Source organism: Leptospira meyeri (genome assembly GCF_004368965.1).
Taxonomy (GTDB): Bacteria; Spirochaetota; Leptospiria; order Leptospirales; family Leptospiraceae; genus Leptospira_A; species Leptospira_A meyeri.
The window spans coordinates 1,964,416-1,977,057 of sequence record NZ_SORO01000001.1; the positions used below are offsets into that span (position 1 = coordinate 1,964,416).

At 34.5% G+C, this 12,642-nt stretch carries 12 protein-coding genes; 9 read left to right on the top strand and 3 right to left on the bottom strand.

The features are described from left to right. Window positions 1–21: 21 nt before the first annotated feature. From chrA to CLV96_RS09215, 9 genes are all read left to right on the top strand, one after another. Window positions 22–1,194 carry a chromate efflux transporter gene (gene chrA, locus CLV96_RS09175; RefSeq protein WP_134151934.1) on the top strand — a complete coding sequence of 391 codons (1,173 nt, stop codon included), beginning with the start codon at window positions 22–24 and terminating at the stop codon, window positions 1,192–1,194. A gap of 82 nt (window positions 1,195–1,276) precedes the next feature. Next, window positions 1,277–1,774 carry a DinB family protein gene (locus CLV96_RS09180; RefSeq protein WP_134151936.1) on the top strand — a complete coding sequence of 166 codons (498 nt, stop codon included), beginning with the start codon at window positions 1,277–1,279 and terminating at the stop codon, window positions 1,772–1,774. Between the two features lies 1 nt (window position 1,775). Then, on the top strand, window positions 1,776–2,198 hold the full coding sequence (locus CLV96_RS09185; protein ID WP_134151938.1) for a hypothetical protein: 423 nt from the start codon (window positions 1,776–1,778) through the stop codon (window positions 2,196–2,198). Beyond that, window positions 2,173–2,622 carry a GNAT family N-acetyltransferase gene (locus CLV96_RS09190; protein WP_134151941.1) on the top strand — a complete coding sequence of 150 codons (450 nt, stop codon included), beginning with the start codon at window positions 2,173–2,175 and terminating at the stop codon, window positions 2,620–2,622. Before CLV96_RS09185 ends, CLV96_RS09190 begins: the two co-directional genes overlap by 26 nt. A gap of 21 nt (window positions 2,623–2,643) precedes the next feature. Next, the gene (locus tag CLV96_RS09195; protein WP_134151943.1) at window positions 2,644–3,249 is read left to right on the top strand and encodes an FMN-binding negative transcriptional regulator; all 606 of its coding nucleotides are present in this window, start codon (window positions 2,644–2,646) and stop codon (window positions 3,247–3,249) included. Window positions 3,250–3,330: 81 nt separating this feature from the next. Then, complete coding sequence (locus tag CLV96_RS09200) at window positions 3,331–4,893, top strand: NAD(P)/FAD-dependent oxidoreductase (protein ID WP_134151945.1); 1,563 nt, start codon at window positions 3,331–3,333, stop codon at window positions 4,891–4,893. A gap of 1 nt (window position 4,894) precedes the next feature. Further along, window positions 4,895–6,193, top strand: a complete 1,299-nt coding sequence (locus CLV96_RS09205) for a DUF2079 domain-containing protein (RefSeq protein ID WP_134151947.1) — start codon at window positions 4,895–4,897, stop codon at window positions 6,191–6,193. Between the two features lie 41 nt (window positions 6,194–6,234). After that, entirely contained in the window at window positions 6,235–6,810 is a 576-nt protein-coding gene (locus tag CLV96_RS09210; protein WP_134151949.1) for an LBF_2127 family putative lipoprotein, read from the top strand. Then, entirely contained in the window at window positions 6,780–7,142 is a 363-nt protein-coding gene (locus CLV96_RS09215) for a hypothetical protein (RefSeq protein ID WP_134151951.1), read from the top strand. Before CLV96_RS09210 ends, CLV96_RS09215 begins: the two co-directional genes overlap by 31 nt. On the opposite strand, the gene CLV96_RS09220 is transcribed toward CLV96_RS09215, so the two are convergent. From CLV96_RS09220 to CLV96_RS09230, 3 genes are read right to left on the bottom strand one after another with little or no spacing between them, the layout of a single operon-like run. Then, window positions 7,139–8,497, bottom strand: coding sequence for a TolC family protein (locus CLV96_RS09220; RefSeq protein ID WP_020776588.1), 1,359 nt, complete (start codon window positions 8,495–8,497; stop codon window positions 7,139–7,141). The genes CLV96_RS09215 and CLV96_RS09220 overlap by 4 nt on opposite strands. An 8-nt stretch (window positions 8,498–8,505) precedes the next feature. Beyond that, entirely contained in the window at window positions 8,506–11,571 is a 3,066-nt protein-coding gene (locus CLV96_RS09225) for an ATP-binding cassette domain-containing protein (protein WP_004786972.1), read from the bottom strand. 2 nt (window positions 11,572–11,573) lie between these two features. After that, complete coding sequence (locus tag CLV96_RS09230; protein ID WP_231292474.1) at window positions 11,574–12,491, bottom strand: beta-barrel domain-containing protein; 918 nt, start codon at window positions 12,489–12,491, stop codon at window positions 11,574–11,576. Window positions 12,492–12,642 lie beyond the last annotated feature (151 nt).

Consider the following 12,642-nt stretch of genomic DNA (forward strand, 5'->3'; position numbering starts at 1 on the left):
TTTTAAAAAGAGGAACCAACATTGAAAAAATATTTTGAAGTTTTTTTTACTGCACTCAAACTCGGCTGTACTTCGTTTGGTGGTCCAATCGCGCACTTAAGTTATTTTCATGATGAGTATGTAACTAAAAAAAAATGGATGAGCGCACTTGCGTATGCAGACTTGGTTGCCCTTTGCCAGTTTTTACCTGGTCCTGCCAGTAGCCAAGTGGGCATGGCCATTGGACTTTCCCGAGCTGGGATTTTCGGTGCAATCCTTTCCTGGATTGGTTTTACTTTACCATCAGCCATCATTCTGATTCTCTTTGGACTCGGTGTATCAACATTGGAAGTCACAAATCACAACCACTGGCTTCATGGATTAAAAGTGGTTGCTGTAGCTGTGGTCGCACAAGCAATCCTTGGCATGGGAAAAAAACTTTGTCCCGATAAAGAACGAATCACTATCGCTCTCATAACAAGCGTTATCCTTCTTTTTTTTAGTTTTGCTTTTTTGCAAATATTGATTCTAATTTTTTTTGGAATTATTGGGATTTTTTTTCTTAAATCTTCTTCTGACCTTCCACATGAACCTTTACATAAAGGAAATAAAAACTTAGGATATTTATTTTTAATCCTATTTTTTGTATTACTACTCATTCTACCTTTATTAAGAGAAATATATTCAAACCAAACAATCAAACTATTTGATAGTTTTTATCGAGCCGGTGCACTCGTGTTTGGAGGCGGCCATGTTGTACTACCACTTTTGCAATCAGAAGTTGTTCCTTCTGGTTGGGTAAGTAATGATTTGTTCCTTGCAGGTTATGGTATTTCCAACGCAATTCCCGGTCCACTGTTTGCTTTTAGTGGTTATTTGGGAGCTGTGTCCAATCTAGAACCAAACGCATGGGAAGGAGCGATCATTTGTTTGGTGGCAGCTTTCCTACCGTCTTTTCTTTTGGTAGTTGGGATTTTGCCATTCTGGGAAAAACTCCGAAACAACCCAAACATTCGTAAATCCATGTTAGGAATCAATGCGTCCGTTGTTGGGATACTACTCGCCGCCCTTTATCAGCCTGTCTGGACAAGTGCCATTCTCTCCCCAAAAGATTTTGCTCTTGCCATCTCCGGTTTTTTGTTTTTGGAATATTGGAAAACTCCTTCTTGGGTCGTAGTAATTGCTACAGTCCTAATTAGTTTTTTTATTTATTAGAAAAAGAAATAGAACATGAAGTATAAAAAATTGATTTAAATTAGTCATTGATTTCTCGGATCAATCAAAAATATCTTTCTCTATGAAAGATTTTTTCTTGAGAAACAATGCTTATCATATTTGGGCCACAAATCTTTTGTACGATTCGATCGATACTTTATCGGAAGAAGATTACAAAAAAGATATTGGTTTATTTTTTAACTCCATACATGGAACACTCAATCACTTGTTACTTGTGGAAAAGGTATGGTATTCACGACTCATCAGAGAAGTCTACGTCCCTTCGTCTTTAGCTGAAGAACTTGAACCCGACCGTCAAACATTAAAAAGCCGAATGATTCAAAGTTTAGAACGATGGGATTCTTTCCTCGCAGACCTTGACAATTCAATTTGGGAAACTATTTTTCGTTATAAGACAATGAGAGGGTTTGAAACCGAGCTTATTTTTTGTGATGTGGTACAACACAATTTTAACCACAGAACCCATCACCGGGGACAAATCACTGCCGCTATCACCCAGCTAGGTGGTAAATCTCCAGAAATTGATTATGTTTATTACTTACAAACCAAAGGAAAATAGTATGTGGAATCCTTCCCAAAAAACAAGAACCTTAACAAGCAGAATCTTAATCGGTTTATTTTCAATGACAATGATCTTTCATATCTTGGCTCTTTTACAAGTGATTCCATTCCAATACCTTTGGGGAGGCAGACTCAGCAGTGTAGAGGAGATGTATGTGATGGAATCGGTTTCTCTTCTAGTAAACGCCTTCTTTTTATGGTCAAGTTTTCAGTATACACGTTACTTAAACCAAGGTTTGGTGCCTATTTGGATCAGAATTGTTTTTGGATTCATTGGAACTATTTTTTTACTTAACACAATAGGGAATCTAGTTGCCGTCACCGATTTAGAAACTTTACTGGCAACACCGGTCACAGCAATTTTATCGGTAATATGTTTCTCATTGGTACCAAAATATGAAAATAAGACAAGCGAACTATAAAGACATTTCTAAAATTACCCCTGTATTCGACGAATACAGACAATTCTATGGACAACCAACTAACATAATAGGCGCAAATCGATTTTTGCAAGATAGAATGGAACATGCACAATCCATTATATTTCTAGCAGAAGATCCAAACAGTGGCGAAATCGCTGGATTTACACAACTATATCCAGTATTCTCTTCCATTTCTATGCAAAGATCCTATATCTTAAATGACCTTTTTGTAAAAAATAAATTTCGTAAACAAGGAATCGCCAAACAATTGATTGCGGAAGCCAAATCCTTTACCAAATCAAATTCTGGTAAAGGATTAGAACTTTCCACTTCTACCCATAACAAAGAAGCTCGTGCTTTGTATGCAAAGGAAGGTTTTGAACAAGAAACAGAATTTTTAACTTATTTCTGGAAGTCTGTTTAAATTTATTAGGAGCTCGCCACCATGTACATTCCCGAACATTTTCAAATGGAAACCGAATTCATTTATCAATCTATCGAAGAAAACCCTTTTTCGGTATTAGTATCTGAATCAGAAAATGGGATGGTGGCGACACATTTGCCTCTGCTTCTTTCTAAGGACAAACAAACATTAGTTGGACATTTTGCAAAACCGAATCCACAAAAGGAGAGTGTAGGAAAAGAAGTCCTTTGTATTTTTTCTGGTCCACATTGTTATATATCGCCTTCTTGGTATGAAACCGAAAGGGCAGTTCCAACATGGAATTTCACGGCTGTCCATGTTAAAGGAATTCTAAAAATTGTAGAAGATTCAAAAAAAATCCATGAAGGTTTGGTTACTCTTGTCAAACGTTTCGAATCAAAAGATTCTAAATACCGAATTGAATCTGTAGATATCAATTACATCGAAGGATTAAAAAAAGGAATTATTCCTTTTGAAATTCAAATTACTCACATTGAAGGCAAACAAAAACTCAGCCAAAATCATTCGGTGGAACGTCGGAATTTGGTGATATCAAATTTAGATTCGAAGTCCGGAGAAAATGAAAAAGCGATTGCATCTTTAATGAGAAAAAACCTAATTCAATAATCTTACAGTCCAAACATTGTAATTTATCTCGTCATTTTCTATTGTTGTTTTAATTTAGAAATTTAGATTACGAATTTAACCTTGAAACTAGAACTAAATGTAAGAGTCACACCGGAAATTGCATCAAATCCAGACCATTTGTTGCAGTTTGTATCCAAACAAAACAAAATTCCAAAGTCCGATATCAAACATATTGAATGTACTTCTCGTTCAATTGATGCCAGACAAAAAAATGTAGTTTTCCAATTACGATTGGAAGTTTATATCAATGAAAATTTCATTCCGCTCGAATATCCAGTTCCGCATTTTCGCAATGTAAGTTTAGCAGAACCAGTTATTATCATTGGTGCAGGACCGGCTGGACTCTTTGCCGCCTTACGTGTATTAGAGTTAGGAAAAAAACCAATCATCTTAGAACGTGGGAAAAATGTCAAAGAACGAGTGGAAGATCTGCGAGGAATCAATGTTCACCACATTGTCAACGAAGATTCCAATTATTGTTTTGGGGAAGGTGGGGCCGGAACCTATTCCGATGGAAAACTCTATACTAGATCCAAAAAACGTGGAAACATTCGAAAAGTTCTAGAATATCTTGTAACTTTTGGTGCAACAAAACAAATATTAGTTGATGCTCATCCTCATATCGGGACTAACAAACTCCCACGTATTATTCAAAACATCAGAGAGTGCATTCTTGCAGCTGGTGGAGAAATTCATTTTAAAACAAGGATTACAGATTTAATTCTCTCAGGAAATTCTATTACCGGAGTAAAGTCTAACTCTGGAGAAAAGTGGATGGCAAAAAACGTCATCATTGCCACTGGCCATTCTGGTAGAGAGATGTTCCAACTTCTTTATGAAAAAGGAATACAAATCCAAACAAAACCTCTAGCGATTGGAGTAAGGGTAGAACATCCGCAAAGTTTAATTGATTCCATCCAATACCATTGTGATATCAAAAATCCTCTTCTCCCTGCGTCCGAGTATTCTCTTGTCAAACAAATCAATGGAAGAGGTGTTTACAGTTTTTGTATGTGTCCCGGTGGTGTGATTGCCCCTTGCGCCACAAAACCGGGGGAAGTAGTCACCAATGGTTGGTCAAGTGCCGAACGTTCTCGTCCTACTGCAAATTCTGGAATCGTCGTAGAACTTCGATTTGATGATTTCAAACCATTTGAATCCTATGGAGTTTTTTCAGCACTGCAGTACCAAGCTTCAATCGAACAAAAAGCCTTTGTTATGAATGGAGGAACGCAAAAAGCACCTGCCCAAAGAATGGTTGATTTTACCAAAAACAAAATTTCAAACGATCTTCCCAAAACTTCTTATACACCGGGACTTGTTTCTGTATCATTGTCAGAATTACTTCCTCCACTCATTGCCGATTCCTTAAAAAAAGGATTTCAAGAATTTGAATCATCAATGAAAGGATACTTCACAAATGAAGCAATTATCCATGCGCCAGAAACACGTACATCATCTCCCATTCAGGTTCCAAGAAATCAAGAAACATTAGAACACATTCAAATCAAAGGATTGTTTCCTTGTGGTGAAGGTGCAGGATATGCGGGCGGAATTGTCTCAGCTGCCATTGATGGGATGAAATGTGCGGAAGCTGCAATTACCGGTAGTTTTACAAAATAAAATGAATTTTTTACGACATCACCTGCCTTCGTTGGTTGTATGGTCGCTAGTATTCTATTTTTTATCAGAAAGATCCATCTTTCGCTACCAACATATGGGTGCGGGTGTGGATATCGGGCTTTTTGAAAATTTATTCTATAATATAGTTCATCACTCTAAGGCCATTACCTCTCTAGGTATTGATGGTAAAATCCACCATTATTTTGCCGACCATATTAATTGGTACATTTACCCCTTATCTCTGTTATACTATTATTTTCCATTTATTGAAAGTTTACTTATATTCCAAGCCTTTGTTTTGAGTATTCCGATTTTAATCTTTCCCTTTTTTAAGAGAGAAACTTCATATGGGTGGTCTTTTCCTTTGTTATATGCCTTATTCCTTCCGATTTATTGGATTCAAATTTTTGACTTCCATCCCGAAGTGATATGGATACCTCTCTTCTTTCTATTTTACTATTTCTGGAAACAAAAATCAAAATATTGGGTTCTTTTTTTTGTATTGAGTCTGCTCGCAAAAGAAGAATGCGCATTGGTTTGGATTGTATTTGCATTAACTGAATGGCACTCGAATCAAAAACAAAGTATAGGAATTGGGATTATCGCCTTTTCCTATTTTGTTATTTCTATCATTCTACTAAGTGGAATACAGAATTCTGCAACATACAATCCAATGCCTGCTCATTGGGAACGTTACCAAAATCCAATTTTAGCGATACAAAATTTACATTTGTTTCCGTATCTATTTTTATTCTTAAACATACCGTTTTTATTTTTACAATTCAAAAACAAACTCATCCTTTGTTTGTTACCTTACCTATTGTATTCTCTCACCTCATCATATGAAGTAAACAAAACTCCATTCACCCATCATAGTTTTATTGCGATTCCCATTATTTTCATTAGCTTTATGGAAAGTGTAGAGACCATTCATACGATAAACAAACGATTATTTGTTTACACATCTTTAATTGTTTCGATTTTCCTATTTCTTTTCTTCGGACCATTGACGAAGTCCTATTCATATAGAAAGGAATATATGAACCAAGAAAATTCAGGAAAATCTTACAAAACTCTACGTGGTTTATTAATAGACAAGACAGTTGTTTCCAACGTACCACATTACCTTTCAAACCGAACGATCGTTACATTATTTTTGCCAAACCAAAAACCTTCAGCAGAATATTTTGTATTGTATCGTTTCCCTGCCGATCCTCAAATCTTCCAAACCCCTTCTGGATACGAATGGAAAGAATCCATTGAGGACAGCATACAAATCTTTAAACGTAAGGAAAATTGATTGATTCATCTGACAAAACAATTAATCTGAATACCTGAAAAATGAAATCCATCGTTTACTTTATCATATTCTTTTTATTCATTCATTGTTCCGTTGACTTACGGCAGGTCCCACCCCCATCACCAAATGGAAACACAAATCGACCACAAACTAACCTACCTTTGGTAATTGGAAAGTTTGAAATCCTTTCAGCTGATCGAGGAGTGTATACTGATGCTTGGAGAATGGCATTTAAAGGCCACTTATCCTCGTCTGGAATTTTTCAAAATGTAGTTACTGACTTAGATTCTAAAACCATGTCCGAATTTTATACGATCGATGTGGAAATGAAATCCAACTTCCAAGACAAATACCATTGGTTATATAGTTGGCCTGTTTTGTGGCCTCTTACAGGAATATGGCCCATCCAATATCGAGAAGGTGAATATACTGTAGAATTCAAATACAAATTATATAAAAACAAATCTATAATCAAAGAAGAAACTATTACCAAAAATGGGAATACTTCTCAATTCTTATATGGACTCTATAAAGTAAGAAACTTTCATCGTATGATTGAAGAAACAAACTTAGAAGCTGTTAGAACATGTATCCAAAATTTATCCGAATCATTATAGTTTTAAATCTTATCAGCTTTGTAGGATGCGTTAGTATTCCATTCAATCCTGCAAATCATACTGAAGATTGTTTAGCTTATTATTATCAAACCAAACGACAAGTCACAGAAGTATTCGATGAAAATACTTTGACTCTCGGTTTGGTTGTCACCTTATCCCTACTCAGCTCAGCATTTTCTCCTATTTTCCTTCTACCAATATTGAGTACACCTTATATTCATTATAAAAACAAAGTAAAATCCGATGAAATACTTACTCAGTGGAAAACAGAAAGGTGCGGAATTAGAACAATGAACTTAGAAAATTATAAACCTCGCCCAACGGATCTCTAAAAATTTAAAAATTTCATAGTGTCACCCAGAAGAAGACCAATTTGTAATCTAAGTTGGATTAAATCATAACGATTTTGGATTTCATTACGCATAACATCTCTTAAACGTCTATCGACCGTTTGTAATTCGATGATAGAAGCTGATCCAGTTTTGTATGCCTTTTCCATAATCTGATAATTTTCTTCCGCAATCCGTTTACTTTCACGGGAAATATCATATAACTCAACTAGATTGTTATGTTGTTGTATTAACTCAAAGAGATATAGACCAGTATTTTCTTTTAAAAATTGCGACTGAGATTTTGCTAACTTGATTTCAACTTTGGATTTATCAAATTCATTTTTTGATAACCAGCGATTGAATAAAGGAAATCTAAAACCAAAATTTCCTCCAACATTAAAATCCGCATCCGAAGATCTTGCATAGCGACTAAAGTCATTGCGGCTATAATCGTAAACTTCCATGGAGTTGGCCCATGTTCCACTCAAACCTGAAAAGGATTCACGACTGGATTGATTGTAAACGTTTACAAAAAAATCAGGGATCCACAGTTCATTGAACCTAACCAATTTTTGTATCTCTAAAATTTTTACCTGGTTAATCGTTAGAATAATATCAAAGTTCAATTCAGAAAGATTCTTCTCGTATTCAGAAAGAGTTGCTTCCAAGGGTAGAATTTTATATTCACGTTCAGGGATTTGTTTTAGAGCAACGTCTTTTAATAAAAATTTCCTTCTAAATATGGACTGACTTTTTTGTTGGTCTAATCTAGATTTAATGGCATTGTATTTGTAAAAGAAATAATCAACCTTAGAATTTTGGGTTACCAAATAAGATTCTATACCTTGTTTGTAGAGTTTTTGAACCGTTTGAAATTGTTTGTCCGCATCCGATTCATTGGAAAAATCATAATTATAAAAAGCTAATAGCTTTAAGGTCTCAGCATATTGGAAAGCCTGATCGAATAGTTCTTTTTGGTATAAGGCACGATATTCCAGTAAGAGACGTTCATATTCTAATTCCAAGATCATGTTGGTTAAAACCGTATTTCCTTGGTCCTGAAAATTCCAATTTAGATTTAGCGAAGTGCTCCAACCTTTTCGATTGTATCCATCCCCTCTTAAAGCTTCATAAAAAGGAGAATGCTCCAGATTAACAGAAGGTAAATAACGTAAATTTTTTGAATCTATATCTACTTTTTTACGTTCAATTTCCATTTCCTTTAATTTCAATTCATAAGACTTTTCGCCCACTAACTTTGGTAAGTCATAAAAGTCTACCGCCTCGGACCATACACAAATCCCAGGAGTAATGAAAAGAAAAAATAAAAAGATATGTCGATTAAAAAGAAACACTATTTGAATTATCGGATAGCTTCCTGTTTGGAATGAAGTAATTGATAAATTCCACTCTTAGAAAGTAACTCTTTGTGTGTTCCTTTTCCTTCTAATTTTCCACGTTCTAAGACAAAAATTTGGTCATAATTACGGATTGTATCCAGTCGATGGGCGACGGTAATGATGGTAGAATCGGTGAACACGGAATTAATATGAGACAGAATTCTACCTTCCGTTTCTTTATCCAAAGAAGCGGTTGGTTCATCCAATAATAATAAACTTGGTTTTTGTAAAAACAATCGAGCAAGCGAAACTCTTTGTTTTTGACCGCCGGAAAAGATAAAACCACGTTCCGAGATTTCTGTATCATAACCAAGCGGTAGTTTCACGATATCATCATGAATGCAAGCAAGTTTCGCTGCTTCCACGACTTCACTGAGAGTTGCCTCTGGTTTAGTAATTGAAATATTTTCCCGGACAGTACCTGCAATCATAGGATTTTCTTGAAATAAAACACCAATTTTTGTACGTAAACTAGGTAACCAAATTTCATCCAAAGAAACATCATCAATGATAATCTCACCTTCCTGAGGTTTGTATAATCCAAGAATCAATTTTAAAATAGTAGATTTGCCACTACCACTCCTTCCGACAAAGGCTATTTTTTTACCAGACTGAATTTTGATTTTTAAATTTCGAATTCCAGATTCGGGTTTTAGAGTATCGTATGAAAAACTCAAATTATTGAACTCGATATTACCTTTCACTTCTGGTAAATCAACTTTGAACAGATTATCGCGATCTGTAATTTCACTATCTAATGATTCAAAACTTCGCAGCCTATTCCATGATACGTTTGCTTTCTGAAATTTCAAAAAATCACTGTATAAGGAGACAAGAGGATTTCGAATGTAGGTAACAAGTCCAATGATGGCATAAAGAGTACCCAATGTCATTTGATCATTCAGTATTAGAATACTGCCAACTAACATTACAATGACTATGGTTATTTGTTTAAAAAATTCGGTATTTGTAAAAAGTAAGTTAGAGTAAAACAATTTTTTACCCTCTGAATTTAATTGAGTTGTAAGTCTCTTTTCAAAGTCCCAGCGATGCGAATAGGTTGCGCCCAAATTTTTAATTGTCTCAAAGCCATTGATTGTCTCTATAAAGTAACTTAAAGTTTCAGATTTTTTTAATGATTCTTTTTTAGTTTCTTCAATGACTTTCGGAGTCAACGTACGAAGAATTAACATCTCGGGTAAAATCAAAAATCCAATGATGATCAGTAACACCGGAGAAAGAAAAAGAAATATAATAAACACAAGTGAGCTAAAAACCAAATCAAAAAATTTCATCGCTCCTTGGTCTGAAAAAAATAAAATTACCGATTCAATTTCTTCCCAACGATTTAAAATTTCTCCTTTTCGATTTCTTTCAAAAAAAGATATGGGTAACGAAATTAACTTAACCAAAAATCGTATTGCAATTGTTTGGTTAACACGATTACTAGTAAAAAAAATGACGTTTGATCTAAAATACGCAAGAAACGACTGAGAAAAACTTAGTACAACAACAGCGATAATTACAGGAAAAAAAAACTCTTTATTTTCTTGTAACAAAACTGCATCTATCAAATACAAGTTGACTAGGGGGATAAAAACTTCTAAACCCTTAATTACAAAACTAGCAACAATTCCTGCTTTTAAATATTTTATTGCTGGCAAAAAATATTCTACTAAGCCAGAAAAAAATTTATTCTTCCATTCCCACTTTTGCTCTGGTTTTTGTTTAGGATTAAAATAGATAACTACATTTGAAGACTTCTGTTCCCATTCTTCCCTTGAAAGATTTACTTCTCCAAACTCAGGGTCTAGAATTTGAACTCTTTTTTTCTCAATCGACTTTACGATAACATATCTAGAATTTTCTATAAATCCAATCGTAGGAATATTCGTTAATTCTAATTCATGTTCTTTCCAATTTACAAAATAACAATCACCCTTCTCTTCCCCAAAACTACTTTTCCAATGGTTCGGTCTGATATCAGGGTCAAAGTCAGGAAATGTCGGATCCGCATCGTAATCTGCAAATGAAAAACCCCAATACCGGAAAATCATTTTTCGACATGCATCTCCTGATTGTGACTTTCCATCTTGTAATATAAAAGGAAAACTGATTTGGTTTCTGAGTGGTGGAGAAAATTTTAACTTTGGCAAAAAATGAAATTTATCTTCTTCATAAATGTTTGAAGTTTCGAAAATATCCTCTTCCGAACCATCACCTAAATTCAGTTTTCTTTCGCTCATAATGGAGCGAATTGTAATTAATAAACTTTCCGATTTTTTGAAAAATTGGTTCGCATCCTTTGAAGAAAGTTCATAAACAAAACTATCTTCTACAGCAGTAACGGTTGCATTTCGCGCTTTTTTTTCTAAAACCCCCATTTCGCCTAAAACAGAACCTGCTTCGACAAATGAAAAATAATCTTTCTGCCAAGTGGATTTTGTGACTTTGAATCGACCAGATCGAATGAAAAACAAGGAAGAACTTTTACTTCCCTCTTTGATTAAAATTTGTCCAGAACTAACTTTTCGTTTAATAAGTACTTTGGCCAAATCTTGAATCTCAAGATTAGACAATTTTCTAAAATATGGATGAATTCTTAGTTCATCTCGAAGTTGAATATTTTCTTTATACTCGTTCCATAATAGTTTTCTTTTTTTATCGGAATCAATAAATCTTAAAAACTGACCTGGGGATAATGCTCTTACCTTTGAATTTTCTTCGGTTTGAAAAAGTTGTTTTTTCAGTGAATCAGAAGAGAATTCTGCAACGCCATAAAAGGAACCTTCCGTTAAGGTTTTTATCAAAAGTTCCTTTTCATTAATTTTTAATTTAACCTGAATCCTTCCTGTTTCAACAATGATCAGAGGAGTTGGTTCATATTCACTTCCTCCTACTCGATCATTTGCAACAAGTGACCTAAATTCAAATAATCCAAGAAACTTTTTAAAATCTTCCGTCGGTAGTTTGGATAAAAACTCATCCTCAGCAACTAACGTAGAAATTTCTTTTATATTTTTCTTCAAAATTAATTCCTAGGATCCGCATAACGAAATAAAATTTGATAAATACTTTTCCTATCAATGACAATGTCTGCCACTACTTTCAATCCAGGGAATAATTGAAATTCTTTACCATCTTGATTCAAGTCTTGCGTTCCAAGAATTAACACTACAGAAAATGAATCCTTTTCTTTTGTATTAGGAATAATTTGAGAAACAGTACCTTCCACTACACCAAAATCATTTTGATGAAATGCTTTAACTTTAATAATTGATGATAACCCAATACGAACTGCTCCAATATCTTTACTACTAACTTCAACAATTGCTTCTAATGGCTGACCTTCTTCCATCAAAGAAGCTACAGTTTGTCCTCTTATTATATTCTGTCCGACGTTATTTACTGAGAGTTCGCCAATGATTCCAGAAAAAGGCATCCGAATGATTGCGTTAGCTACTCTTTCTCTTTTTAACTTTGTATCCCCTCTAAGACTGGAAATGATATTTTCTTCTCTTTGGATTTCATCTTTTAAATTTCCGAATTCTTCATTAAACTCCAATAAACTTTGATCATAAATAAATTTAGCTCCAACACCATTTTGAAAATCCATGTGAGCTTTTTTTAAGCTGACAAATTTATTTAATACTCCACCTGATAAGGCAGATCCAGAGTTGTTTTCCAAATTATAGGCCAAGTTTTTTAAAATTTTCTCGGCTTCGCGTTTATTACGCACCAACCTTTGTAACTTCTTCTCCTCATAATCTAAGTTATTGGCATCTTTCGATAATTCAATTTGTTGTTCAGAGAATTCTAACTCCATAATGGGATCTCCTTTTTTAAGAAAATCCCCTGATTTTACGTATAGATTTGTAAGCGTTCCCGTTTCTAATGCCTCAACTACATGGTAGTTTCCCTTTGGTCGAATCGACCCAGTTGCTTGCACAACAACATCGACTTTTCCAAAAACTAAAAAAAGAACGAAACATATAAAAAAAATGGTGATAAGGTAAATTCCTTTGCGTTCCCAATTTGGTGCAGGGTGTTTTAATAACTCATCATAATAGGATGCAGAATGTCTTGATTCCCAATTGGAA

Coding starts and splice junctions, on each gene's coding strand:
- CLV96_RS09180 (WP_134151936.1), top strand. CDS start 1,277: ATGAAAGATTTTTTCTTGAGAAACAATGCTTATCATATTTGGGCCACA.
- CLV96_RS09185 (WP_134151938.1), top strand. CDS start 1,776: ATGTGGAATCCTTCCCAAAAAACAAGAACCTTAACAAGCAGAATCTTA.
- CLV96_RS09190 (WP_134151941.1), top strand. CDS start 2,173: ATGAAAATAAGACAAGCGAACTATAAAGACATTTCTAAAATTACCCCT.
- CLV96_RS09195 (WP_134151943.1), top strand. CDS start 2,644: ATGTACATTCCCGAACATTTTCAAATGGAAACCGAATTCATTTATCAA.
- CLV96_RS09205 (WP_134151947.1), top strand. CDS start 4,895: ATGAATTTTTTACGACATCACCTGCCTTCGTTGGTTGTATGGTCGCTA.
- CLV96_RS09210 (WP_134151949.1), top strand. CDS start 6,235: ATGAAATCCATCGTTTACTTTATCATATTCTTTTTATTCATTCATTGT.
- CLV96_RS09215 (WP_134151951.1), top strand. CDS start 6,780: ATGTATCCAAAATTTATCCGAATCATTATAGTTTTAAATCTTATCAGC.